The organism is Mycobacterium sp. E3339 (genome assembly GCF_001666915.1).
Lineage (GTDB): Bacteria > Actinomycetota > Actinomycetes > Mycobacteriales > Mycobacteriaceae > Mycobacterium.
The window spans coordinates 25,744-51,327 of the sequence record NZ_LZIZ01000189.1; the positions used below are offsets into that span (position 1 = coordinate 25,744).

Annotated in this window: 23 protein-coding genes; 17 read left to right on the forward strand and 6 right to left on the reverse strand. The window is 68.5% G+C overall.

Going from position 1 to position 25,584, the window contains the following annotated elements; all coding sequences use genetic code 11:
* The first annotated feature begins 246 nt into the window (after positions 1–246).
* Entirely contained in the window at positions 247–858 is a 612-nt protein-coding gene (locus A5702_RS17375; protein ID WP_156349557.1) for a hypothetical protein, read from the forward strand.
* Between the two features lie 107 nt (positions 859–965).
* Here the strand turns inward: A5702_RS17375 and mycP are convergent, their stop codons facing one another.
* Positions 966–2,252 carry a type VII secretion-associated serine protease mycosin gene (gene mycP / locus A5702_RS17380; protein WP_055403409.1) on the reverse strand — a complete coding sequence of 429 codons (1,287 nt, stop codon included), beginning with the start codon at positions 2,250–2,252 and terminating at the stop codon, positions 966–968.
* Complete coding sequence (gene eccD / locus A5702_RS17385) at positions 2,249–3,619, reverse strand: type VII secretion integral membrane protein EccD (RefSeq protein ID WP_068222173.1); 1,371 nt, start codon at positions 3,617–3,619, stop codon at positions 2,249–2,251. Before eccD ends, mycP begins: the two co-directional genes overlap by 4 nt.
* Positions 3,620–3,745: 126 nt before the next feature.
* On the opposite strand from eccD, the gene eccCa reads away from it, so the two are divergent.
* The 11 genes from eccCa to A5702_RS17440 all read left to right on the forward strand — a co-directional run bounded on the left by eccCa (position 3,746) and on the right by A5702_RS17440 (position 17,029).
* On the forward strand, positions 3,746–7,423 hold the full coding sequence (gene eccCa / locus A5702_RS17390; RefSeq protein WP_068222175.1) for a type VII secretion protein EccCa: 3,678 nt from the start codon (positions 3,746–3,748) through the stop codon (positions 7,421–7,423).
* On the forward strand, positions 7,420–8,634 hold the full coding sequence (locus A5702_RS17395) for a type VII secretion-associated protein (RefSeq protein WP_068222177.1): 1,215 nt from the start codon (positions 7,420–7,422) through the stop codon (positions 8,632–8,634). The genes eccCa and A5702_RS17395 overlap by 4 nt, the downstream gene beginning before the upstream one ends.
* Before the next feature lie 49 nt (positions 8,635–8,683).
* Positions 8,684–9,001 carry a WXG100 family type VII secretion target gene (locus tag A5702_RS17400; protein ID WP_055403413.1) on the forward strand — a complete coding sequence of 106 codons (318 nt, stop codon included), beginning with the start codon at positions 8,684–8,686 and terminating at the stop codon, positions 8,999–9,001.
* 15 nt (positions 9,002–9,016) lie between these two features.
* Complete coding sequence (locus A5702_RS17405) at positions 9,017–9,313, forward strand: WXG100 family type VII secretion target (RefSeq protein WP_055403414.1); 297 nt, start codon at positions 9,017–9,019, stop codon at positions 9,311–9,313.
* A gap of 220 nt (positions 9,314–9,533) precedes the next feature.
* Positions 9,534–9,977, forward strand: a complete 444-nt coding sequence (gene rplM / locus A5702_RS17410; protein WP_007172542.1) for a 50S ribosomal protein L13 — start codon at positions 9,534–9,536, stop codon at positions 9,975–9,977.
* A 56-nt stretch (positions 9,978–10,033) separates the two neighbouring features.
* Positions 10,034–10,471 carry a 30S ribosomal protein S9 gene (gene rpsI / locus A5702_RS17415; protein WP_156349558.1) on the forward strand — a complete coding sequence of 146 codons (438 nt, stop codon included), beginning with the start codon at positions 10,034–10,036 and terminating at the stop codon, positions 10,469–10,471.
* 149 nt (positions 10,472–10,620) lie between these two features.
* The gene (glmM, locus tag A5702_RS17420; RefSeq protein WP_055403416.1) at positions 10,621–11,958 is read left to right on the forward strand and encodes a phosphoglucosamine mutase; all 1,338 of its coding nucleotides are present in this window, start codon (positions 10,621–10,623) and stop codon (positions 11,956–11,958) included.
* A gap of 111 nt (positions 11,959–12,069) precedes the next feature.
* Entirely contained in the window at positions 12,070–14,418 is a 2,349-nt protein-coding gene (locus A5702_RS17425) for a hypothetical protein (protein WP_231633817.1), read from the forward strand.
* 29 nt (positions 14,419–14,447) lie between these two features.
* On the forward strand, positions 14,448–15,245 hold the full coding sequence (locus tag A5702_RS17430; RefSeq protein WP_231633818.1) for a hypothetical protein: 798 nt from the start codon (positions 14,448–14,450) through the stop codon (positions 15,243–15,245).
* Positions 15,246–15,353: 108 nt separating this feature from the next.
* Positions 15,354–15,683 carry a type VII secretion target gene (locus A5702_RS17435; protein WP_055403418.1) on the forward strand — a complete coding sequence of 110 codons (330 nt, stop codon included), beginning with the start codon at positions 15,354–15,356 and terminating at the stop codon, positions 15,681–15,683.
* Positions 15,684–15,685: 2 nt separating this feature from the next.
* On the forward strand, positions 15,686–17,029 hold the full coding sequence (locus tag A5702_RS17440; RefSeq protein ID WP_068222180.1) for a hypothetical protein: 1,344 nt from the start codon (positions 15,686–15,688) through the stop codon (positions 17,027–17,029).
* A gap of 4 nt (positions 17,030–17,033) precedes the next feature.
* On the opposite strand, the gene A5702_RS17445 is transcribed toward A5702_RS17440, so the two are convergent.
* From A5702_RS17445 to A5702_RS17460, 4 genes are all read right to left on the reverse strand, one after another.
* Positions 17,034–18,077, reverse strand: a complete 1,044-nt coding sequence (locus tag A5702_RS17445; RefSeq protein WP_055404795.1) for an LLM class F420-dependent oxidoreductase — start codon at positions 18,075–18,077, stop codon at positions 17,034–17,036.
* Between the two features lie 94 nt (positions 18,078–18,171).
* The gene (locus A5702_RS17450; RefSeq protein ID WP_068222183.1) at positions 18,172–19,011 is read right to left on the reverse strand and encodes a dienelactone hydrolase family protein; all 840 of its coding nucleotides are present in this window, start codon (positions 19,009–19,011) and stop codon (positions 18,172–18,174) included.
* A gap of 23 nt (positions 19,012–19,034) precedes the next feature.
* Complete coding sequence (locus A5702_RS17455) at positions 19,035–19,256, reverse strand: Rv1535 family protein (RefSeq protein ID WP_055404785.1); 222 nt, start codon at positions 19,254–19,256, stop codon at positions 19,035–19,037.
* Positions 19,257–19,664: 408 nt separating this feature from the next.
* The gene (locus tag A5702_RS17460) at positions 19,665–20,105 is read right to left on the reverse strand and encodes a DUF2510 domain-containing protein (protein WP_369817929.1); all 441 of its coding nucleotides are present in this window, start codon (positions 20,103–20,105) and stop codon (positions 19,665–19,667) included.
* Positions 20,106–20,170: 65 nt separating this feature from the next.
* Between A5702_RS17460 and glmS the strand changes: the two genes are divergently transcribed.
* From glmS to A5702_RS17485, 5 genes are all read left to right on the forward strand, one after another.
* On the forward strand, positions 20,171–22,036 hold the full coding sequence (glmS, locus tag A5702_RS17465; protein WP_068222188.1) for a glutamine--fructose-6-phosphate transaminase (isomerizing): 1,866 nt from the start codon (positions 20,171–20,173) through the stop codon (positions 22,034–22,036).
* Between the two features lie 156 nt (positions 22,037–22,192).
* Entirely contained in the window at positions 22,193–23,083 is an 891-nt protein-coding gene (locus A5702_RS17470; protein WP_055404796.1) for a DUF4436 domain-containing protein, read from the forward strand.
* 46 nt (positions 23,084–23,129) lie between these two features.
* Positions 23,130–23,969, forward strand: coding sequence for a DUF4436 domain-containing protein (locus A5702_RS17475; RefSeq protein ID WP_068222217.1), 840 nt, complete (start codon positions 23,130–23,132; stop codon positions 23,967–23,969).
* On the forward strand, positions 23,966–24,811 hold the full coding sequence (locus A5702_RS17480) for a DUF4436 domain-containing protein (RefSeq protein ID WP_068222191.1): 846 nt from the start codon (positions 23,966–23,968) through the stop codon (positions 24,809–24,811). Before A5702_RS17475 ends, A5702_RS17480 begins: the two co-directional genes overlap by 4 nt.
* 89 nt (positions 24,812–24,900) lie before the next feature.
* Complete coding sequence (locus A5702_RS17485) at positions 24,901–25,578, forward strand: rhomboid-like protein (protein WP_068222194.1); 678 nt, start codon at positions 24,901–24,903, stop codon at positions 25,576–25,578.
* The last annotated feature ends 6 nt before the right edge of the window (positions 25,579–25,584 follow it).

Consider the following 25,584-nt stretch of genomic DNA (forward strand, 5'->3'; position numbering starts at 1 on the left):
GTCTGCATAATGGCGTCGTCGAGCCAGAGTCTTTTGACCCGGCGGCAGCGATGCCGTATGTGGTTGCGCGAATGCACCTCGGACGTGCTCACGGCGCTGAGCGCCGGTGTCCTCGGGATGGCCGGGATAGGCGCATCGTGGCTTTGGGTCCGCCCGATCGTCTTGACTCTGCTACTGGTGGGCCTAGCAATCGCGGTTGCGTCCATCGCTTATGAACGGACCAGGCATCGCCCTACGCTCACCCAATTGACCATTCAGAACACCCATCTGATTCGGCAAGTCGAGGACCTTAGCAACCGCGTCACCGCGCACACCGTTCGCTTAATCGACATCGTCAACATTCTTCTGCGCGAACTTGCCACTTCGGTGAACATCTACTCGAACGACACCCGCTTGTCGGTCTACCGGCACCGGGATAATTCCCTTTATCTTGTTGGGCGGGTATCACCGAACGTCGACTACGCGCGGGTCGGCCGGGACTCATATCCCGACACACAGGGTTTCATCGGCCGATTGTGGCGCGGAGTAGGTACCCCGACGGTTGTGACCATGCCCGCTAGCCGTGCTGACTGGGAAGAAACACAGGTCCGGTCGTATGGCTTCACCGACGTAGACGCCCGCGGCCTTCGAATGCAAACTCGCGCAATGACCGGCATCAAACTGCAACTGCACGACCACGGTGAAGCCTTCGGGGTTCTCTGCATCGAGTGCGATAGGCCGCGCTCGACCGTTCGGGCGGGCACGATCAATTCGGTCGTAGAAGCGACCGAGTTCAAGACCCTGACTTCCATCCTCCACTTCGCGGTAATGGGTATGACCGAAGCGGAAGCTCGGGAAGGCTTGACGCAGGGACGTTGATGACGTGCCGGTTACCTAGTGCCGAAACCGAGCGCTAGGGGTCCTAACGGGGCCTTGGTTCAGTTACGAAGATCACTGCCTGACGCGAGGCGCAACCATCGACCCGTTCAACCTGACCGACTCCCGGTACCCCGTCGTCGGCCCCCCGCCACGCCGGCGACCAGCGCGATCGCCAACGCGGCAAGGCAGATTGCGGCGCCGCGCAAAGCCGTGTTCCGCGGCCGCGTGTCCTGGGGCGCGGCCGGTGGCCGCGTGGTGATCGGCGCGGGCGCCGGTGCCGAGGTGGGCGGGGACGGGCCAACATCCGTGCTGACCGCCGCCAACGCGTCGATCGTGCCGCTGCCGACGACCGGGTCCCACCCGGCGGCCGGGTGATGCGCCGTCGATTCGATGCGCTGCATCACCTGCCGCGCGGTCAACGTGGGGAAGCGGGCCCGAATCAACGCTGCCAGCCCACTGACCACCGGGGCGGCAAAACTGGTGCCGGACACCGGTTCCGAACCGAGCGGGGTGACTGCCTCGCCGGGGGCCGCGACATCGACCCACGGGCCGGCAAGGGTGAATGCCGACGGCGACCCTTCGGGACTCACGGAACCGACGGTCAGCACGTAGTCGTCGTACCAGGCCGGACTGACCGCGACCGTGACGGTCTCCCAGGTGGCATCCGGGCGCTGAGGGGGGCACTGCGCGGCCCCGCCGGTGTTGCCCGCGGCGGCCACGACGACGGCGTTCTTGATGTCGACGGCGTAGGCCAGGGCGGCGCCCAGCGCGCGGTCATCCAGCGCCGATGCGACCGGAACGCAAGCAACCGAGGAGATGTTGATCACCGAAGCCCCGAGATCGGCGGCGGTGCGGACGGCTTTCGCCATGGTGTCGACGTCGCCAACGCCCCCGCGGGATCGATCGGTCGCCGGGGAGAACTTAGCGCTGGATTGACGAATGCTGATCAAAGTCGCTTCGGGCGCCATTCCGCTGACGCCGGAATCCGGTTTCGCGGCAACGATTCCCGCCACCAGCGTGCCGTGCGCGTCGCAATCCTGGGTGCCGTCGCCGTTGGAGACAAAGTCTCCGCCCGCCACCACGTCCGGCAGCAGGCGGTGCCGCGACACACCGGTGTCGATGACGGCCACCCGTTGCCCGGCGCCGCGGCTCAGCTGCAGGACCCGCGACAGGTCGGGCAGGCCGGCCAGCCGATTCGGTGCGGATCCCGTCGTCATCGTCGCACAAACCTCGCGTTGCACCGTCGGCCACGGTGGTGCGGGGCGCGCGGGATTCGGCAGCCATTTGTCATCCACCTGCGGCGGCGAAACCGCTTGCGCCGGAGCGGGTCCGGCCAACGGCGCCCAAACCAACGTCGATACCGCCAGCAGGCGCGCGACGCCGGACGCCCTCACCTGAGATTCAGTCCCCGCGCGAAGCCGTAAAGTCCGCAGAGCCAGCATGTCAGGGGCACCAACGCGACGAGCGAAAGCCACTCCAGCGCATCGATGGCTCGGCGCACCAGGAGCGGAGGCGTCACTGCCGGTGCGACGAAGCCGAGATACATCGCCGCGCCGGCCAGCATCGCCGTGGCCACGGCGACCCACGGCCCCTGCCCCGGCGCGCCGAAAGCGGCGACACCGAAAGTGACTCCCACGACGGCGATCCCGGCGGCGATGAACGTCACCATCCGGCCGCCGTCAGCGCAACGCGCGCGCAGCAGCAACAGGGCGCCGGTGATGCCGCCGAACGCCATGCACGACAGGCGCGGGGCACCGGCCAGCACGGTGACGATGGCGCCGACCGCCGCCGCAGAGGAAAACCCGGCAAGCAGGCTCGACAACCAGGCGTCGGCACGCCGCGCCCGTTCCCGCAGGCGCCACTCATCCGCATCCGTTTCGTCCATGGCCGGTGTCCAGAGCAGCCGAGTTGACAGCCCCGCCAACACGATCGACACCCGCGCCGCCGCCGCGACCATGCCGAGCGATGCCAGCCCGGCTGCGGCGCCGATGGCGTGCGGCGGTGCGGCGGTCACCACCCCCACCAACGCGGCGACGGCGACGACCGTCGCCGCGCATGACACGGCGGTCAATGTGACCGCGCCGCAGCCCGATACGCGCATAGCCACGACACAGGTGGCGGCCGCCGCCGTCGCGGCCAGCAGCACATTGCAGATGCCCGGCGGCCCCGGCACCACGAGCAAGCCGGCCACCGCGGCGAACGCGGCGGCCATCGCGCCAAGCGTCAGCCCCGCAACCGCGTCGCGATACGCCCGGTGGGCAACCACCGCCGACAGCAGCGCGACCAGACCCGCGCATGCCAGCACCCCCACGGCGGTGCGCGGCGCGTTGGCCACCAGGGCATTTCGTGCCAGCGCCAGCGCACCGACAGCGATCACACAGCCCGCCGCCACCGCCCCGGCGAGGCGGGCGGGGAATCCGGACGGTTCTGAAGCCGCTGCCAGCGCCTCGGCCATGGCCTCCGCGGTGTCGTGGTGACGAGGGGCGGGTGGCTCGGCCGGCGGCTGGCTCAGCAGCAGCACGGTGCCGTCCCCGATACCGCTCTGCGCCAGCGACTTCGACGGATCCAGGGGGGAGGAGCCGGGGAGCGACAGGTGGTAGCGCTTCGCGGTCAGACGGTTGTGGGCATGGCTTACCTCCAAGATGTCGACGATGGTAGGGGTGAGGACGGCGAGGGGTATCTCGGCCGGCAGGACCAGGTCGGCGGCGGCGCTGCCGGCATGGATCGATACGCGGCGGAGCCCTGAATCGGTTGCAGGCAACGACGAAACCCCTTCGGTCGGATTGCCCGAACGTAGCCAGGTTTCCGTCGCCCGGTCTACGGCTGTCCACAACCGACTTGCCGTGCATGTCGGTGCTACCTACCGTCGCCCAACGGGAGGGACGAGATGACCCAGAGTTTCGTGCCCGCAGCGCGGCGGCAGCCACCGACGGTGGCGACCGGCGATCTCGTCGTCGAGGCGCCGCCGGAGCCGCCTTCGCCGGCTACGGCCGGCTTGCTATTCCGCTTGCTGCCGGCCGTGCTGGCCGTCGCGGGATGCGGCGTCGTGGCGGCGACGTTGGCGTTGGGGTCGGGCGGCAGCCGCACGCCGATTTTCCTGGCCTTCCCGATCATGATGCTGGCCTCGACGGTGATGACCGCGGTCTCAGCGCGCGCCCGCCAACGGGGCGGCGGCATCGACGCCGATCGCCTCCGTTACCTCGGATACCTCAGTCGGCTGCGCGTCACGGCCACCGAAACGGCTGCGGCACAGTGCTACTCGCTGACGTGGGCTCACCCGGACCCCGACACCCTGTGGACGTTGATCGGGGGACCCCGGATGTGGGAGCGGCGGGCGACCGACGCCGATTTCTGCCGCGTCCGAATCGGCGTCGGGGCCCAGCCGCTGGCCACCCGGTTGGTAGCCCCGCCGACGGCGGAGCCTGCCGACCCGGTCACCGCCGCCGCTTTGGACCGGTTCATGCGTGCGCATTCGACGGTCATCGCGCCCATCACGGCCGCCCTGCGGGAAAGCCCGTGCGTCAGGCTCGAAGGCGACACGTCCGCGACGCGGGGGCTGCTACGCGCGATGATCTGCCAACTCGCCGTTCTGCACCCGCCCGATCAATTGCGGATCGTCGCCGCGATCCCGGACCGGGGCCATAGGCACTGGGAGTGGCTCAAATGGTTGCCGCACAACCAACATCCGATCGCGGCCGACGAAGCGGGTCAGGCGCGGCTGATGTATCGGAGTGTGGCCGAGGCACGAGCGGCGGTCGGCGAAATCCGCTGCGAGCACACGGTGGTGATCGCCGAGGTCGACGAGACCATCGACAAGATCACGGGCGCTACCGTCGTCCAACTCGGCGGCGGCCGCGACGACGCGCCGGTGACGATCAGCCGCTCCGGCGAAACCCAAACGGTGCCGCACCCCGACCGGATGAGCACGTTGGAGGCACTGGTATGCGCGCGCCGATTGGCGATGTACCGGGCCGACGCCGCCTCCCGCCGCGCCGCCACCGATTGGGCGGCCCTGGTGGGAATCGGCGACATGACATTATTCGACCCGATCCCGTTGTGGCGCAGCCGCGATCGGCTCCGCATCCCGATCGGGGTCAGCGCGGACGGAACACCGGTGGAACTGGACATCAAGGAGGCCGCGGAAAACGGCATGGGCCCGCATGGGCTCTGCGTCGGGGCTACCGGTTCGGGCAAGTCGGAACTCTTGCGGACGATCGCGCTCGGCATGATGGCACGCAACTCTCCCGCGGTGCTCAATCTGCTGCTCATCGACTTCAAAGGCGGCGCGACCTTTCTCGATTTCGCGTCCGCTCCGCATGTCGCCGCCGTCATCACGAATCTCGCCGACGAGGCACCGCTGGTGGCCCGCATGCGCGACGCCCTGGCAGGTGAAATGAATCGCCGACAACAGCTGCTGCGCGCGGCGGGCTGCGTCAGCGCCGCGGCGTACGGACGTGGGCGCCCGGCGGGCGCCACATCGCCCGCCCTGCCCACGCTGTTCATCATCGTCGACGAGTTCTCCGAGCTGCTCAGCCAACACCCGGACTTCGCCGACATGTTCATGGCGATCGGGCGGCTTGGCCGGTCGTTGGGCATGCACCTGTTGCTGGCCAGCCAACGACTCGACGAGGGCAGGCTGCGCGGTCTTGACGCCCATCTCTCCTATCGGATCTGCTTGAAGACACTGTCGGCCAACGAATCACGGGCGGTGCTGGGAACGCTCGACGCGCACGAATTACCGAACACCCCCGGAGCGGGTTATCTGCGGACAAGCGGCGGAGACTTGATCCGCTTCTCCGCGGCATACGTTTCCGGCCCGGCACCGTCGCGCGCGCCGGCCGTTGTTTCCGTGGGCAATCCCGCCGTACGGCGGTTCGAGTCTTGGACTGTCGGAGCGATCACCCGCCCCGGCGGCACCAGTGCGCCGTCCGAACCGACGACCCTGCGAGCCGTCCTGGACCTGCTCTGCGGACACGGGCCGCCCGCGCACCGGGTGTGGCTGCCCCCGCTGGACCGGGCACCCAGCCTGCACACGCTGCTTCTCGACGCTGCGCCCGCGCCGGATGCCCTGACGGTTCCCGTCGGCATCATCGACCGTCCCTTCGAGCAGCTGCGGACGCCGCTGATGGTCGATCTGCGTGGGGCAGCAGGCAATGTCGCGGTCATCGGGGCGCCCCAGTCGGGAAAGTCGATGGCGCTGCGCACACTGATTACGGCCTTGGCGGCCACTCACGATCCGGGGCAGGTGCAGTTCTACTGCATGGACTTCGGCGGTGGGTCGCTGACATCGACTCGGGCCGTCCCGCATGTCGGCGCGGTTGCAGGAAGGGCCGAGCCGCGACTCGTCGCGCGGATGGTTGCCGAATGCGAGTCGCTAATCCAGCTGCGCGAGAACATCTTCAGCGATCACGGGATCACGTCGATCGCCGAGTACCGTACGCTCCGCGCGCGGTGCAAGGCGCCGCACGGCGATGCGTTCGGGGACGTCTTCCTGGTAATCGACGGCTGGGCGCGACTAGGGCAGGAATTCGATGAGCTGAAAGCTTCGATCACGGCCGTTGCCACACAGGGCCTTTCGTTCGGGGTGCACGTAGTGTTGTCGGCAACGCGATGGGCCGAGATCAGGCCGGCATTGCGGGACCAGATCGGCACGCGCATCGAGCTGCGGCTGGGGGATCCCGCCGATTCCGAACTCGACCGCAAAGCGGCGCAACACGTGCCCCGGGACAAGCCGGGCCGCGGGCTTTGCAGCGACGGGTCGCACATGATGATCGCCTTGCCCCTGGCCGAGATCCCTCCCGCCGAATCGGTGGCGCCGCCAATAGCGGTGCTGCCCAGATTGGTCGAGCGCGACACCGTTGTGGAGCGGGCGGGTGACCGCGTCCTGCTGGGCGTCGAGGAGCGTCGACTGGCACCGGTGACGTGCGAGTTCGACCAACACGCACATCTTCTCGTGCTCGGCGACAAGGAATGTGGCAAGACGGCGACGCTGCGGACACTATGCCGCGAGATCGTCCGGACGAAGACCAGCGCGCAGGCCCATCTCGCGATCGTCGATTTCCGGCGTTCGCTGCTCGGCGTCGTCGCGCCGGAGCGCCTCGGCGGCTATGCCATGTCGGCAGGCGCGTTGTCCGGATTGCTGCCGGATCTTCTTGATTTGTTGCGGCGGCGAATGCCGCCTGCCAATGCGAGTCCGGCGCAGTTGCGAGCCGGGGGTTGGCGTTCGGGGCCGGAAATCTTCCTCGTCGTCGACGACTACGAGCTGGTGGCCGGCTCGGGCGGAAACCCGCTTGCGCCGATCGCCGAATTTTTGCCTTACGCACAGGATTTGGGTTTACATCTGGTCATAGCACGGCGCAGCGGCGGCGCGGAGCGCGCGCTTTTCGAGCCTCTGCTGGCGGGGATGCGTGACCTCGGCTGCACGACCCTGATGATGAACGGCTGCCCACGCGAGGACGGGCCGTTCGGCTCCCGTCGCGCGGCGCGGTTGCCGGCCGGCCGCGGTGTTCTACTCACCCGATCGGGCGACGAGCAACTCGTCCAGGTGGCCTGGAGCGCGCCGTGAGTGCGCATCGCACCATCATCGAAACCGGTCCGGGCACGATCCGCCGATTATGTTGCGGGACAAGCATCGTCACTCAAGACGGAAATTCCGAGATCGTCGAGGCGGCGCTGCGCGCGATAGACGATCGGGTGGCATTGGTGGGCGATCGCCCGGTCGACGTTGCTTCCCTGTGGGCTGACGCGCTGCGGTCCGTGGCCTGCCCGCGCGGCGGGGGCGTGGTCGTGGTGCATCCGTCTTGGTGGTCGGCGTCGCGCGTGGGAGTGGTAAGCGGGGCGGCGAAGACCGCTTTCGGCGACGTGCGGGCGAGGCCCCGTTCGGGGTTGTTGGCGCGGGCCGCGGGCGCCGACGCAAAGGCGGCGATCGTGGTGGAGATCGCCGACCGGATGGTGGTGATCGGTGGGCCCGACATCGTTGCGGTACCGCGCAGGCCGGAACCACATCCCGTCGCCGACGAGGTGGTGACCGCCATCGTGAGCACCACCGCCGCCGTCGTGTTGATCGACGCCCCCGGCACGGTCGCTGGGGCGTCGACCCTGGGCAAGTCCGTCGCCGAAGCGGTGCGCGGCAACGGGCGGACGGTGGTGGAAATCGACGACGCCCGGCTGGCCCGGCTGGCGGGTTCCGAGCTCGACGAGCCGCGCCGGCCGGGTGGCCATCGTGTGCGATTCGGCGCGCGCACACTCAGCGCCGTCGGCGCGGCCACCGTGGCGCTGGTGGTGGCCCCCGCCCTGATCAGCCCGGACCGGCACGGCACGGTCACCCCGCCGGCGGTGGAAGCCCCGCCCACCACCTTTTTGGTGGAAGGCCGGGTGGCGGTGACGGTGCCCGCGGGCTGGTCCACGCAGCGGGTGGTGGCCGGGCCGGGGTCGGCCCGGGTGCAGGTCACCTCGCCATCCGATCCCGAGGTGGCGTTGCACGTCACGCAGTCGCCGGTCGCAGGCGACACGCTGAACACCACCGCCGAGCGGTTGAAACGCGCGATCGACGCGGAGCCGGCCGGGGTGTTCGTCGACTTCAACCCCTTCGCGACAAGCGTCGGCAGGCCGGCGGTGACGTACCGCGAAGTCCGCGCCGCCCATGACGTGCGGTGGACGGTGCTGCTCGACGGGTCGGTGCGGATCAGCCTTGGGTGCCAGAGCCGGTCCGGCAAGGAAGAGGCCGTGCGTGGCCCCTGCGAGCTGGCGGTGCGGTCCGCGCATGCGATCGAATGAACCGAAAATCGGGTGGAACCAAATCAACGGCGCCCGAGTCGAACTTGGTATGACTGCACCGAACTCCCTGAGCACCGATTTCGACCTGATGCGGTCGGTCGCGGCCACGACGGACGCCCGCAACGAGGAGATCCGGGCCATGCTGCAAGGGTTCATCGGCCGCATGGGCGCGGTGCCGCCGTCGGTCTGGGGTGGGGTCGCGGCCGCGCGGTTCAAAGAGGTGGTGGATCGCTGGAACGCGGAGTCGACGCGGCTCTATCACGTCCTGCACTCGATCGGCGAGACCATTCGGCACAACGCGATCACCCTGCAGGAGGCCGGCCACGCCCACGCAACCCATATCGCCGCCGCCGGCGGAGACCTGTGATCGGAAGGATGATCCGTGGAATCGGTGCTTTCCTATGACTTCGGCGAAATCGAGTTCTCGGTGCGCCAGGAGATCCACAGCACGTCGGCTCGCTTCAATGCGGCGCTGGACGAACTGAGGTCGCAGATCGCCCCGTTGCAGCAGCTCTGGACACGCGAGGCGGCGGCCGCCTACCAGGTTGAACAGCAGAAGTGGCACCAGGCGGCGACGGCGCTCAACGAAATACTGGTCGATCTCGGCAACGCGGTGCGCGACGGCGCGGACGAGGTGGCCGACGCCGATCGGCGGGCGGCCGGCGTCTGGGGACGGTAGCCGCGCCCATAGTCGTCTGTGTGGTCCCGGCGGGGGAGAGCCGCTGGGACCACGCAGTCGTTTTGACCTGCGGGGACGCGCATCGGTAAGCTGCTCGGTTGGCGTGCGGTACGCCGGGGCCTCGGGTCAACGTCGGTCGCCGAGACCAGCCCCACCGCAACCGCCTGACCGGCACCCGGCTCGACCCGGGATCCACCTCGAGAAAGAAAAGGTAAGCGCTGTGCCCACCTACGCGCCAAAGGCGGGTGACACCACGCGGTCGTGGTACGTCATCGACGCCACGGACGTGGTGCTTGGCCGCCTTGCCGTCGCGGCAGCCACCCTGCTGCGCGGCAAGCACAAGCCGACGTTCGCCCCCAACGTCGACGGCGGTGACTTCGTCATCGTCATCAACGCCGACAAGGTCGCCCTGTCCGGCGACAAACTGCAGAGCAAGCTGGCTTACCGCCACTCGGGGTATCCCGGCGGCCTGCACTCGCGCACCACCGGCGAGCTGATGGAAAAGCACCCCGACCGCGTCGTCGAGAAGGCGATCGTCGGCATGCTGCCCAAGAACAAGCTCAGCCGTCAGATCCAGCGCAAACTCCACGTCTACGCCGGCCCGGAGCACCCCCACGCCGCTCAGAAGCCGGTTCCGTACGAGATCAAGCAGGTGGCCCAGTGACCGAAACGACCGAGGCCTTGGAAACCCCCGACCCCACGGCCACCGAAACCCCGGACGTGCCGGCCGAGGCCGCCGCGCCCGCGCCCGCCCCGGAGCCGTTCGTCTTCGACCGGCCCATTCAGACCGTCGGCCGCCGCAAGGAGGCCGTCGTGCGGGTGCGCCTGGTGCCCGGCACCGGCAAGTTCGACCTGAACGGCCGCAGCCTGGAGGACTACTTCCCCAACAAGGTGCACCAGCAGCTCATCAAGGCCCCGCTGGTCACGGTGGACCGGGTGGAGAGCTTCGACATCTTCGCCCTGCTGCACGGCGGCGGCCCGTCGGGCCAGGCCGGGGCGCTGCGCCTGGGCATCGCCCGGGCGCTGATCCTGGCGCAGCCCGAGGACCGTCCGGCGCTGAAGAAGGCCGGCTTCCTCACCCGTGACCCGCGTGCCACCGAGCGCAAGAAGTACGGCCTGAAGAAGGCCCGCAAGGCGCCTCAGTACAGCAAGCGCTGATCAACCATCACTTTCTGGCCGCAACGGGGCCTCAAACTGGGTCGTTCCGCGCTTGCATCGGCGTGTCTGCGCCCAAACGCGCCCCGTTTCGGTCAGAAAAGAACGGGCACGTTAGGTGAACGGCCGCCAACTGTGAGAGGTTTTTCCGCATGGGTCGACTATTCGGCACCGACGGTGTCCGCGGGGTCGCCAACCGGGAGTTGACCGCCGAGTTGGCGCTCGAGCTGGGCGCCGCCGCCGCGCGGCACCTGGCCAGCGCGGGCGGACCGGGCCGGCGCGTCGCCGTGATCGGGCGCGACCCCCGGGCCAGCGGCGAGATGCTGGAGGCCGCGGTGATCGCCGGGCTGACCAGCCAGGGCGTTGACGCGCTGCGCGTCGGGGTGCTCCCCACCCCGGCGGTGGCCTACCTGACCGGCGCCTATGACGCCGACTTCGGCGTGATGATCTCGGCGTCGCACAACCCGATGCCCGACAACGGCATCAAGATCTTCGGCCCCGGCGGCCGCAAGCTCGACGACGACACCGAGGACCGGATCGAGGCGCTGGTCACCGCGGAAGCCGGGGCGCGCCCCGTCGGCGCCGGGATCGGCCGCGTCATCGACGCCGAGGACGCCGACGACCGCTACCTGCGGCACCTGAGCAAGGCCAGCACGCTGCGCCTCGACGGCCTGACCGTGGTGGTCGACTGCGCGCACGGCGCGGCCTCGTCGGTGGCGCCGCGCGCCTACCGGGCGGCCGGTGCGCGGGTGATCGCGATCAACGCCGACCCCAACGGGCTGAACATCAACGACAACTGCGGCTCCACCCACCTGGACTCGCTGCGCGCCGCGGTCATCGCCCACCGCGCCGACCTCGGCCTGGCCCACGACGGCGACGCCGACCGCTGCCTGGCCATCGACGCCAACGGCGAGCTCGTCGACGGCGACGCCATCATGGTCGTGCTGGCGCTGGCGATGCGCGAGGCCGGCGAGCTGGCCTCGGACACGCTGGTGGCCACCGTGATGAGCAACCTCGGGCTGCACCTGGCCATGCGCGCCGCGGGCATTACCGTGCGCACCACCGGCGTCGGCGACCGCTACGTGCTCGAGGAACTGCGGGCCGGCGAGTACAGCCTGGGCGGCGAGCAGTCGGGCCACATCGTGATGCCCGCGCTGGGCTCCACCGGCGACGGCATCGTCACCGGGCTGCGGCTGATGAACCGCATGGTGCAGACCGGCTCGTCGCTGACCGAGCTCGCCGCGCCGATGCAGACGTTGCCCCAGGTGCTGATCAACGTCCGCGTCACCGACAAGGACACCGCCGCCGCCGCGCCCTCGGTGCGCACCGCGGTCGGCGACGCCGAGGCCGAACTCGGCGACACCGGCCGAATCCTGTTGCGCCCGTCTGGAACCGAGCCCGTCATCCGGGTCATGGTGGAAGCCCCCGAGGCCGACGTCGCCCAGCGCGTCGCGAACCGGGTCGCCGAGGCGGTCAGCTCCGCGCGCTGAATCGGAACCCGGCCGTCGCACCACACTGAATTGACGGGATAGCGTGCGGCAGTAGTGTGATGACGTTCGATGGCGGGTGGCGGCGAGCGTCGGGCGGGGAGGAGCTTCGGGTTGGTTCAGCTGGCTAACCTGAGTGTCGGTGAGCTGGTGGCCGGGGCCGGCGGTGATCCGTGGGCAGTGAACCAGACTCTGCAAGCGGGGCAGCCCGCACAGATCTCCAACCTGGCCAACGCCTTTCACGCGGCGGGGCGTTCCACTGCCGAGTCCGATCATGCCTTTGAGCAGGCCCGCAAGCGCTTCGACGCCGCCTGGAATCACCAAAATGGGGATCACCCGATCAACGGCTCCGCTGAAGTGCAACGCACGGCCCAGGCGCTGGGAGCGCAGTCCGAGCAGTTGCCCAAGATCGGCGCGGATTTGGAAAACATCGCCGCCGCGTTGGCCGAGGCGCAGAAGGCCGGTGCCGCAGACATCGCCACCCTGGATGGCCGGCTGCAGGTTCTCGACAGAATCATCGGCGCGGCCAAGGAGGAGCTTCGGCATTCCGACCTGAGTGCGCAAGATCGCCAGGCACTGGAGACCTTGATCAAGGACGCGAAAGCCGACGCGGTCGAGGACACCAAAGATGCGCTCGACCAGCTGCACGCCATCCGCGACAACTATTCGAACTCGCTGCACCAGGCCCAGACCAATCTGGCCAACGACGGGTACGACCCGGGCCGTGTCCTGGGTGTCGACGGTCACGAGGCCGAGACACCCGAGCAAGCCGAGCAAGACGTCAAGGGCGCGCTGGGCGGCGACAAGGGCGCCGCCGCCCGCGTGAACGGGGTGCTCAACTCGATCACGCCCGATCAGCGGGCGGGGAAGGTGCCGTTGACCGCCGAGCAGGCGTCGGTGTTGAGCCAGCTGCAAGCTCAAGAACACGGCATGTCGATCGATGCCCTCAAGACCGCCGAACAACGGCTCGGCGACGAGAAGGGCATGATCGGCAACTCGTGGCAGCTGATGAGCAATCCCAACCTCACGTTTCCCAAGACGCCGCTGCAGGTCGGTGCGAAGCAGGGCACCGACACGGTGAAGGGCGGCGCGGCGCAGCTGCCCGAAAGTGTTCAGCAGGCACTGAATTCGTCCGGCCTGGAATACATGCGCCAAACCAACGACATCGCCAACATCGTCAAGGACGGCGACAAATCGTTCCAGACGAACACCGATCTGGATCGGGCGATGATCCGCAAGGCGGGGGCCATGATGGACACCCCGCTGTGGCAGCACGACCCGGCGAGCCAGGGCCAAAACGTCGAGCGCGATCCCGCCATGGACCCCGCGGTGTCCAACGTGCTGTCCGCGATGTCGCCGGATCACCAGGTCGTCCACGACACCATGACCGGCGGCGATCACGACAAGTTCCTGCGGAACCTCACCCATCACGCGTGGAAGGACAACGGGCAGGCGGTCGGTTCGCTGTTCTCCTGGACCGGCGACGCCGCGCAGGGACCGGAAGCCAAGATCGCCGGTGAAACCGCCCGCGCCTACGCCGATTACGTCGGCCACCACGCGTCCACGGACTTGCTCCATCTCCCGGGCAACCACACCTTGGGGCAAGTGAACCCCGACCTTGTCCAAGCGATGGGCCACGGCCTCGACCCGTACGTCAACAACATCGCCGGAACATCGGGCGGGCTGCCGGAATTCGGCAGACCGCTCGACACCAACGGCGACGTCCATTCCGGCGCACTGCCTCTCGCCAAGGGCATATTCTCGGTGATCGACAGCGACCCCACCGCCGCGCGGGACTTCAACAAGAATGCGTACACCCAGGCGTTGCTGCACGACTCGTCATTCGCGTTGAACCCGAATCACGACGGTTACAGCGACCAGCTCTACGACGCCGCCACGTTGCGAGGACTGGTCGACGTGGGAACCCACAATGCCTACGAAGCGAACGAACAAAACGGTTACCACCAACAGCTTTCGGAATACGACTCGAAGAAGCTGGCCTACGAAGACGGCGTCCAGGCCGCCAGCACGGTCGGTGGTTGGGTCCCGGGGGTGGGCAAAGTCAGCGGGCCCGCGATTGGCATGCTTGGGCATAACCTCGAAAACGACATGTTGGGGCCGGCGCCCACCGCACCGGGCCAGACGCCGATCCAGCCCATGGACATCGGAAACGCCGACGAACACATGCTCGATGCGTTGCTCGGCGCAAACCAGCACATCTCGGGACTGCCACCCGAATATGTTGTCTACGACCACGATCACCCCAATGGGCGAATCGCGACCCTGGACGAGATGCAAGCCAAACATCCCGATCTCACCGCCGGCCAGTACAACAATGTCCTTGGCCCGGTGTTGTCCCAGTCGCTGAACCTGCCGCCGAATGAGAAGATGTCGCCGGACCAGTACATGGTCGACCGCTACAACAACGTCATCGGCGTACCGGAACCCCCGGGGAAGAAATGACTTACATTCGGCGCGCAAGACGCTTTTTGATGACGCTGTCGACCATCACGGTTTCGCTGGTCGGCTGCGCTTCAGGCAGTCACTCCGGCCAGTCGGCGTCGCCCACCTCCACGACGCCTGCGGGGTGGCCGCCGACACTTAACGATTTCAGCGTGGTGTGGAGCGCGGAACCCGATATCGCCGTCACCACCTGGCCCGCCGTTGCGGTTCGGGCCTACGCCGAGTCCTACTTGCTGGCCTCCATCACCGGTGAGGACAAATTCCTGTACCCGGGATTCAAGCAGGCGGTAGACGCCGACAAGCCGATCGACAACCCGACGGGCACCCGGTTCCTGTGGCCGAAGACCGACCGCAGGACCGAAAATCCCTGGGTAGGAACCGAATACGACCACATCCTGTCGATCGCGACCTCTGGCCGTGACGTGACGGTGGTGGTCTGTGAATATATGTTCGGCACCGCGCAAGCGCGGGGTCACGGGTACACCCCGAACATCGGCCAGCCTCCCCCCGATTCGGGGATCGAGCCGATGCGAATCACGATGACGGCTCCCGCCACCACCGGCCCGCAACTGCCCGCCCAACAGGGACCGGCGCGCGCGCCGTCGGCCGACGTGTTCGGCGGCTGGAGGATCACCGGTCATCAGGGTGGGTACTTCGCCGAATACGGGCTCGCGGCGGAATGGCCTGATCTCGCCCGGGACACCGACGCCTGCCGCGCCAAAGCGCCCCCACACCCCGATCTCGTTCGCGGCGGTGAGTATCCACGCTCGAACTTTCCCACCCAGCCACCGGCCCCGGGCTGGCCGGCACCAAGCCCAGCATCCTAGCTACCAATAGCGTTCGCCCGCAACGGGTTTCACTGTTCTTGGATGTGCCACACCGGCCGCGCCGAATCTGCGAGGAACCCGGACGCGTCCCCGGGCGTCGGATTAGGCATGAGATTCGACAGGGGAACACGGCCCGTCACCGTGGCCCGCACCGAGATCGACGTCGCGGCCACGCACCGCATCGCCGGCCAATTCCGCGCCGCCGCGGACATTCTCGACCGCGCGTTGAGCGATCAGTTGGGCCGGCTTTCGTTCGGCGGGGCCGGCGCCGGGCGCGCCCACGCCGCCCGCGGCGACGCGTTGCGCGCCGAGCTGGAGCGGCTGACCGCCCAGGTCGAGCAGTGGTCGCGGGCGTCCGTCGAGATCGCCGCCGCGCTGCGGGCCAGCGCCGACCGCTACGCCGACGCCGAGCTGTACGCCGCGGCGCGGATCGCCTGACCGTGGCCGACCGGTTGGACGTCGCCGGGCGCCTCGCCGAGGGGCTGCCCGCCGTCGAGCACACTCAGACTTACGTGCGGGCGTGCCACGCCCTGGGCTATCAACATCCCGACCTTACGGCGCAGCCCTCGCAGATCCGCGACTGGTACGACACCGAAGACGGCCTCGACCTGCGCGCCCTCGACCGGGACTGCGCGGAACTGCGCGCGGCGGCCGACGCGGTCTCCGAAGCGCTGCGCATGCAGCGGGCGCAGGTGGCCGAGTTGGCCGCGGCGTGGACGGGGCCGGCCGGGGATGCCGCGGTGCAATTCGTGGAGCACCACTGCGACACCGCCGGCGTGGTGGCCACCGAACTGCGCGCGGCGGCGCAACGGTGCGAATCGCTGCGCGACAACCTGTGGTACCTGGTCGACTCGAAGGTCGCGACCGCCATCGCCATCGACGACCGCACACAGGCGCAGCGGCCCGCATGGCTGGGCGCCGCCGCCGCGCTCACGACGGGTACGGGGGATCGGCTAGGGGCCGAAGAGGCGGTGCGCGAGCAGGTAATGCCATACGTGGACAACGAGATTCGCGATGACTGGCTGACCACGATGCGCTCGACGCGCGATGGCGTCGCCACGTCCTACGACATGGTCACCGACCGGATGGCCGCCGCGCCGACCGCCCGCTTCGAATCCCCGGGCGATCTCGGGCCCGGATACCAGCCGCCGCGGCCGGCCCCGCCCAGCGCATCGCCCGTGGCGGTCGCGCCCGCCGCCGCGGTCCCGGGCCCGCCGGTGGATCCCGCGCCGACCGCGACGACCCTAGCGCCCGCCCCGATTCCCGCCCCGCCGCAACAGGATTGGGGAAGCGCGCTCGGTGACGCCGCCGGCATGCCGGGGGGAGGCCTGGGCGGCGGGCTCGGCGGTGGCGGGGACGGCCTGCTCGGGCTGGCCGGCAGGATCGTCGATGCGGTCGGTGGGCTGATCGGCTCGACGGGCGACGGGTCGGGGGTTACCGATGCCCTCGACGACGGGGATGCCCTCGACGACGGGGATGCCTTCGACGAGGACCCCTTTCAGCCCGACGACGCGGACGACGAGCCCGCGGAGAAAGGAGAGGCCACACCCGACGGGGCGGTGCAGCCGGTCGAAGCGGCGACGCCGGAGGGTGCACCAATGCCCGAGGAGGTGCCGGTGCCCGAGAACGCGCCCATGCCGGCGGACGCGCCGGTGCCGGAGGCCCCGCCGCCGGGGGCGCCCGCGCCGGATGCGGCGCCGGCGGGCGAACCGCCTCCGCCGGGGACCGATGGCAAGACGCCCTGCGAGATCGCCGCCGACCAGCTGCCGCAGGCGGGGCAGTGACCGCTCAGGAGGGGCGCAGCTGCAGGATTTCCTCGATAAAACGCAGGGATTCGGCGCGGTCGTTGCCCAGCGGGCTGAGCAACATGGTCGTCACGCCGGCCTCGGCGAAGGCGGCCAGGCGTTCGGCGACGTATCCGCGCGGGCCGACCAGCGACATGCCGCGCACCAGTTCGTCCGGCACCGCGTCGATCGCCTCCTTCTTGCGGCCCGACAGGTACAGCTCCTGGATACGGTCGGCCACGTCGCCGAACCCGTAGCGGGTGGCCAGGGCGTGGTAGAAGTTGCGGCCCTTGGCGCCCATCCCGCCGAGGTACAGCCCCAGCTGCGGCTTGACCCACGCCAGCCGGTCGTCGACGTCGTCGCCGATGGCCACCGACGCGTGCACCATCACGTCCAGCGGCCCCAGCGCGGGATCCCGCTTGGCCGCGCCGGCCGCCAGCGCGTCGCCCCAGACCGACGCGGCCTTGTCCGGCAGGTAGAACACGGGCTGCCAGCCCTCGGCGATCTCGGCGGTGAGCTCGACATTCTTCGGGCCCAGCGCGGCGATCGTGATCGGAATGCGTTCGCGCACGGGGTGATTGATGAGCTGCAGGGACTTGCCCAGACCTGTCCCGCGGTCGGCGGGCAGCGGGATTTGGTATTGCTTGCCGTTGTGCTGCAGCCTTTCCCGCCGCCACACCTTGCGGCAGATCTCCACGATCTCGCGGGTGCGGCCCAGCGGGGCGTCGAACTCCACGCCGTGGAAGCCCTCGATCACCTGCGGCCCGGAGGTGCCGATGCCGAGCCGAAATCGCCCGTCGGACACGAAGTCCAGGCCCGCGGCGGTCATCGCCAGCAGCGACGGCGTGCGGATGTAGATGGGAAACACCCCCGAGGCCAACTCGACGGTGTTCGTCTTGGCGGCCAGATAGCCGAGCTGGCTCACGGCGTCGAACGCGTACGCCTCGGCAACCACGGCGATGTCGATGCCGGCCTTCTCGAGTTCCACCACGCGGTCCACGGCCTGATGAAAGCCGCCCGAATAATCCAGAGCGATCCCGATTCGCATCAACGACAGATACCACGACCGCACCGACGGGCGGCGTTTCGGGTTTCCTCGACGATCCGGTTCGGCACAGTTGGGCAATTACCCAGATGCCGCGTCACTTCAACAGCGCGACGATCTTCTCTTCCAACGCGACCGGCGGCGCCTCGGGATCCAGCGCGTCGGTCTTGGGCAGCTGCACATCGGGATCGGCGAAGTCGCGGTAGGTCTTGTCGCCACCCAGCGTGTAGAGCAGGTAACCGGTCAGCAGGGCGCGCACGGTCCGCTGCGTGCGCCGGTGCGGGCTAGCCAGGCCGAACACCTTCGTCAGCCGCCGGCCCTCGACCAGTCCGCCGGGCTGGGCCTTGCTGACGATGCGCAACGTGGCCGCGTCCCACGCGCGCGACAGCGACAGGGCGTTGGAGGTCAGCGAGTGCGGATCGCCCGGCGCGGTCAGGATCAGCCCCGGCAGCTTGAGCGTCCGGGCCGGATCTTCGGCCGGGGGGCTGGTGACGGCGGGAAACAGGGCCGCCGCCGCGGCCAGCTTGTTCGGCATGCCGGCCGCGGCGAACACGGCGGCTGACCCGCCGAAACCGTGCCCGACGGCGCCGAGCTTGGCCGGATGCACGCTGATCTTGCCCGGGCCCAGGCGCACGCCCGACACGATGTCCAGCGCGGTGCCGAGGTCGTAGGCGAAATTCAACACGGACGGGGCCAGGCCGCGTTCGGTGTCGGGTGCGCCGGCGACGATGCCCCACGACGCCAGGTGTTCGAGCAGACCGGCATAGCGGGCGGCCTTGGTGAGCCAGTCGTGGCCGAACGCGATCCCGGGCAGATTCAGCCCCGCCTCCGGCGTGTACACCACCCCCGGCAGCCCGGCGAACGCCAGGTCACCGCGCAAAACGCGATGCGGGCCACGGCGTTGCAGGGCTGCGAAGAGCTTGCGGGTGCGGGCCACGCGTCGACGTTAGCGCATCGCGGCTAGGCCCTGACTTCGATCACACCCACCCGCCACAGCGCCGCGTACATGTGGCGCAACGGGATGCTCAGCACCCGGGCCGCGGCGTCCACCATCGGGTCGCCGCTGCTGAGCGGCGCACGGTGACGGCGCCGGGGCGCGGGCGTGGTCGTGGGCGCGGGAGCCAGCGTCAGGGCGGGCGCGGGCGAGCTGGTTACCACGTCGTCGAACAGGACAGCAGTCATGATTCTCCCCTTGAAGGAATACAGAATTTCGGATTAACAGTTATGAACAAGCGGTTTACGCGTAGTTTGAATTTTCTGGCCAAGCCGAATTAACGGCGAGGCGTTAAACGCGATTACCGGGTAGCTAGACAATCGGCATTGATGTCTGTATTAAACGGTTATTGTGGAAGAAGATATGGTTGCGCTGCGCGCGTTCTCACCGGTGGATCTGCGATTCCCCCAGGTGGTGATCATCTTGCGGGCGTCAACGAGCCGTCCTTTCTGCTGACTTCGGTGGGAGCCAGTCCTAGCCGATAAGCAGAATTCTAAGTAGCTGAATTGCTAGAGCGATGACGCATGCGAAAACGCCACAAATACATCAGGTGAAAAACGTTTCTGCCGTTTATGAAGACGGTGTGAAGCGGAAGCTCAGCGTCCTTGCGCCGGAAAACCGGGCGGATGCGTCCACGACGTCCACCGGGCCCCGTCCCAGTAGCGCTGTCCGGGCCCCGACGGGTCCTGGTACCACCCCGGCGGCGGGCCGGCGGCGGGCGGGGCCGGGATGTAGCCGGCGGCGGGCCCGGCGCCGTAGCCGGCGGGGGCGGGCTGCGCGGCCAGCCTGCGCACCTCCCGGATCGCGTTCCAATTCGAGATCAGCGCGATCCAGTTCATGACCAGCACCGACAGCAGGCTCCACCAACCCGCCAGCAAGTTGAGGGTCTGCGCCGAGCGGTATGCGCGTTCGCACTGTTCGAGTGTGCCGGTGAAGGTGTAGCGACGGTTGTACCAGAGCACGAGGGCGCCGATGTGCTCGGTGAGCCGGACGGAGAACTGGCGGTACGGGTCGCTCAAATCGGGCCTTTCGCGCAGGTGGGCGGCCTAACCCTACCCGCGGAGTGCGGGCTGGGGGTGCGGCCTGCACTACCCTGGTTCAAATGTGCGGAATTGTCGGCTACGTCGGGCAGCAGCCTGCCTGCCAGGTCGTCATGGATGCGCTGCGCCGGATGGAGTACCGCGGCTACGACTCGTCGGGCATCGCACTGGTCAACGGCGCCGGGACGCTGACCGTGTGCCGCCGGGCCGGCCGGCTGGCCAACCTGGAGGACGCGGTCGCCCAGATGCCGGCCGAATCGCTCGGCGGAACCACCGGTTTGGGCCACACCCGGTGGGCCACCCACGGGCGCCCGACGGACCGCAACGCGCACCCGCACCGCGACGCCGCCGGCAAGATCGCCGTCGTCCACAACGGCATCATCGAGAACTACCCCAGCCTGCGGCACGAGTTGGAGGCCGAGGGCGTCGAATTCGTCAGCGACACCGACACCGAGGTCGCCGTGCACCTGGTGGCGCACGCCTACCGGCACGGCGAGACCGCCGGCGACTTCCCCGCCTCGGTGCTGGCCGTGCTGCGCCGGCTGGAGGGCCACTTCACCCTGGTGTTCACCAATGCCGACGACCCCGGCACCATCGTGGCCGCCCGGCGCTCCACCCCGCTGGTGCTCGGGATCGGCGACGGGGAGATGTTCGTCGGCTCCGACGTCGCGGCGTTCATCCCGCACACCCGCGACGCCATCGAACTCGGCCAGGACCAGGCCGTGGTGCTCACCGCCGACGGCTACCGGATCACCGACTTCCACGGCAACGCCGATGTCGAGTACCGCGAGTTCCACATCGACTGGGACCTGGCCGCCGCGGAAAAGGGCGGCTACGAGTACTTCATGCTCAAGGAGATCGCCGAGCAGCCCGCCGCGGTGGCCGACACCCTGCTGGGGCACTTCGTCGACGGCCGGATCGTGCTGGACGAACAGCGGCTCTCCGATCAGGAGCTGCGCGAGATCGACAAGGTGTTCGTGGTGGCCTGCGGCACCGCGTATCACTCCGGGCTGCTCGCGAAGTACGCGATCGAGCACTGGACCCGGCTGCCGGTCGAAGTGGAACTGGCCAGCGAATTCCGCTACCGCGACCCGGTGCTGGACCGCAGCACCCTGGTGGTCGCCATCTCCCAGTCCGGGGAGACCGCTGACACCCTGGAGGCCGTCCGGCACGCCAAGGAGCAGAAGGCCAAGGTGCTGGCGATCTGCAACACCAACGGCTCGCAGATCCCGCGCGAGTGTGACGCCGTGCTCTACACCCGCGCCGGCCCCGAGATCGGCGTGGCTTCCACGAAAACGTTCCTGGCCCAGATCACCGCCAATTATTTGGTGGGGCTGGCGCTGGCCCAAGCCCGCGGCACCAAATACCCCGACGAGGTCGAGCGGGAGTACCAGGAGCTGGAGTCGATGCCGGACCTGGTCGCGCGGGTGCTCGCGATGATCGAGCCGGTGGCCGCGCTGGCATATCGGTTCGCCCAGTCCTCGACCGTGTTGTTCCTGGGACGCCACGTCGGTTACCCGGTGGCGCTCGAGGGCGCGCTGAAACTCAAGGAACTGGCCTACATGCACGCCGAGGGGTTCGCCGCCGGCGAGCTCAAGCACGGCCCGATCGCGCTGATCGAGGACGACCTGCCGGTGATCGTCGTCATGCCCTCACCCAAGGGGCAGGCCACGCTGCACGCCAAGCTGCTATCCAACATTCGCGAGATCCAGGCGCGCGGCGCGATCACCATCGTCATCGCCGAAGAGGGCGACGACACCGTGCGGCCCTACGCCGACCACCTGATCGAAATTCCAGCGGTGTCAACGCTTCTGCAGCCGTTGCTGTCGACCATCCCGCTGCAGGTGTTCGCCGCCTCGGTGGCCCAGGCCCGCGGCTACGACGTCGACAAGCCGCGCAACCTGGCCAAGTCCGTTACCGTCGAGTGACGATGCGTCGCGCTTGCGCGGCGAGGAGGAACGAGACAATCGGGGCCGTCGAATAGGCGCCGACAAACGAACGGCTTCGGCCGTATCGCCGCGAGATGCGCGGCCATTCCATTAGATTGCCCTCTGGAACAGCAACTCCATGGGGTGAGGAGCAGCATGCGACCGGCGGTCAGAAGGCTCGCCACGGTGGGAATCATCGTGCTCGTTCTCGGAACATACATCGCGCTGATCGGCCTCTACAAGGACACCGTCGAAGGGTCCGCCCCCGGCACCCTGAGCGACAACGCGGAGACCGCCAGCCAGAGCATGGCGACCCTGACCGTGGAGGAGATGCAGTCCAACTACAGCGCCGTCGTCGCCAATGTGGCTGTCGCACCGGGGCCCTCGCTGCTGGATCCGGTCACCCACCGCCTCAAGGAAGATCTGGTGCTGCGAATCAGATCGTCGGCCCAGCCCAGTCGCAAGGACTATTCGCCGGGCATGCTTCCCGGCGTCTTCCCGCTGCCGCTGACCATCGCCGGTCACCTGGAACGCTGGCCCTTCGACAACTACGAGTCGGGGCCGATCGAGGTGCAACTCTTTCCCGGTGGAGATACGACTAAGCCCCCCATACTCATTCCGGTCAGACTCATCGACCACCTGTCGGGCTTCAAGGTCACCATGTCCAAGATCCCGGGCCATGAGGCGTACCGCATGCACGTGCGGCGCGCGCTGAGCACCGCGGTGTTCGGCATGGTCATCTGCGGCGTGCTCATCGCGATCGCCGGCCTCGCCGTCGTCGTCGCCGTCCAGACGCTGCGCAACCGGCGGAAGTTCCAGCCGCCGATGACGACGTGGTACGCGGCGATGCTGTTCGCCGTGGTGCCCCTGCGCAACGCGCTGCCCGGCCTGCCACCCTTCGGGGCGTGGATCGACGTGACGATCGTGCTCTGGGTGATCGTCGCGTTGGTGACCGCGATGCTGATTTACATCGTCTGCTGGTGGCGGCACCTGAAGCCCGAGGTTCCCGCCCCGCCGCCCGACCCCGTCCCGGCGCCTTCGGGCTGAAATCCCATTTGCTGCAACGCTTTTCGATATCGAGTAGGGGGTGGCCGTGAAGTTCGGCGTCGTGGCTCTGATCGTGGGGGTCGTCGGGGCGTACGTCGCCTCGGTCGCGTTGTATGCCAACAGCGGGGGACACCATCACCACCAGGACACCGCCGCGGCGGGTGACCGAAGCACGGCCACGCTGGTGATCGAGGACATTCAATCGAACTACAGCGTGCTGATGGCCAACCTGTCCATCTCGCCCGCGTCGGGCCTGCTGGATCCGGAGACCCAGCACCTCAACCAAGACCTCAGTCTGCGAGTGCGATCCGTGGCGACGCCGACCCGCCGCACCTGGACCAAGGGCATGCTGCCCGGGGTTTTTCCCGTCCCGCTGACCATCGCGGGGGAGATCGAGAATTGGCCGTTCGACCGCTACGGGTCGGGGCCGGTCGAGATCGAGCTCATGCGCGGCGGCAGCGAAACCGTCGCCGAACGGCTGCCGGTGACCTTCGTCAACCACCTTTCCGGTTGGCAGGTGTCCACCGAGGGGGCCGGCCCTTACCGGGTGAGCGTGCACCGCTCGCTGAGCGCCGCGGCGTTCGGCCTCGTCATCTGCGGCGTGCTCGTCGCCATCGCCGGGCTGGGCCTGTTCGTCGCGGTTCAGACGGCGCGCAACCGCCGGAAGTTTCAGCCCCCGATGACGACGTGGTACGCGGCGATGCTTTTCGCGGTGGTGCCGCTGCGCAACGCGCTTCCCGGCTCGCCGCCGTTCGGCGGCTGGATCGACATCACCCTGGTGCTCTGGGTGCTCGTCGTCCTGGTGTTGTCCATGCTGCTCTACATCTCCTGCTGGTGGCGCCATCTGCGACCCGAGGTGACCGCGGCGCCGGCGAACCCAGCATGAGGTTCGCCGTCGTAGGTCTCATCGTCTCGTTCGTCGCGGCATACGTCGCGTCGGTTGCGCTGTACGCGCACAGCCGGACGGCGCATCACCGGGCCGAAGTCCCGGCGGTGGGCAGCACCAGTACCGCAACGTTTTCGGTCGAAGACGTGCAATCGAACTACAGCGTGCTGGTGCTCAACCTGTCCATCTCGCCCGGATCGTCCCTGCTGGACCCGCAGACGCAGCACCTCAACGAAGACCTCAGCCTGTGGGTCCGGTCCGCGGCGACGCCGGTCCGGCGCAGCTGGACCAAGGGCATGCTGCCCGGGGTGTTTCCGGTCCCGGTGACCATCGCCGGGGAGATCGAGCGCTGGCCCTTCGACCGCTACGAGTCGGGGCCGATCGAGGTCGAGCTGTTGCACGGCGGCGAGGGGGGCGTCCCCGAGCGCTTGCCCGCGACGTTCGTCAACCACCTTCCCGGCTGGCAGGTCCACGCCAGCAACGGCGGCGGGCTCGGCCCGTACCGGGTGAGCCTGAAACGATCCCTGAGCGCTGCGGCGTTCGGCGTCGTGATCTGCGGCGTGCTGATCGCCATTGCCGCACTGGGCCTGTTCGTCGCGGTTCAGACGGCGCGCAACCGGCGAAAGTTTCAGCCCCCGATGACGACGTGGTACGCGGCGATGCTCTTCGCGGTGGTGCCGCTGCGCAACGCGCTTCCCGGCTCGCCGCCGTTCGGCGGCTGGATCGACATCACGATCGTGCTCTGGGTGCTCGTCGTGTTGGTGATCTCGATGCTGCTCTACATCACCTGCTGGTGGCGGCATCTGCGTCCCGACGCCGAACCACCGGCGAAGTCGGCCTGACGCGTTTGCCGTCTAACCGGGACGGCGCGTCGCGAGCGTGCGAAGGTGATGACGTGACGGATGCACCGGTGCGGTCCCGACTGCGCAGCATGGGCCTCGCGGTCTGGCACTACGTCAGCGGCGCGCCCCTGACCTACGGGTGGCTCATCGTCCTGCTGATCACGACGCTCCTGCAGCACTGGCTGCCCCAGCGGCAACTGCACAAGATGCTGATGCACCATTCCACCAACATCCACGGGCTGGCGCGCGATCCGCTCGACGTGCTGTTCTCCAGCCTGTTGTGGATCGACGGGTACAACCTGACCCCCTACCTGCTGCTGTTCACGCTGTTCCTGGCGCCGGCCGAACACTGGCTCGGTCAATTGCGTTGGCTCACAGTGGGATTGAGTGCCCACATCCTGTCCACCTATTTCAGCGAGGGTCTGCTGTATCTGGCGATCGAGCAACGCGACGCGTCGGAGCGGCTGGTGAACGCCCGCGACATCGGCGTGAGCTACTTCCTGGTCGGGGTGATGGCGGTGCTGGCCTATCACATCGCGCCGCCGTGGCGGTGGGGCTATCTGGCCGTGCTGTTCATCATTTTCGGCTTCCCGTTGATCACGATGGACCGTATTGAGCTGAACTTCACCGCAATCGGGCATTTCACCTCGATCCTCGTCGGGCTCTGCTTCTACCCGATGACGCGGCACAAGGACCCCCGGCAGCTCAGCCCGGCCCGGCTGCGGGCCGCGGTGCGGCGGCGCCGCTCGCCCGAGGCATCGGCCTGATCCGCG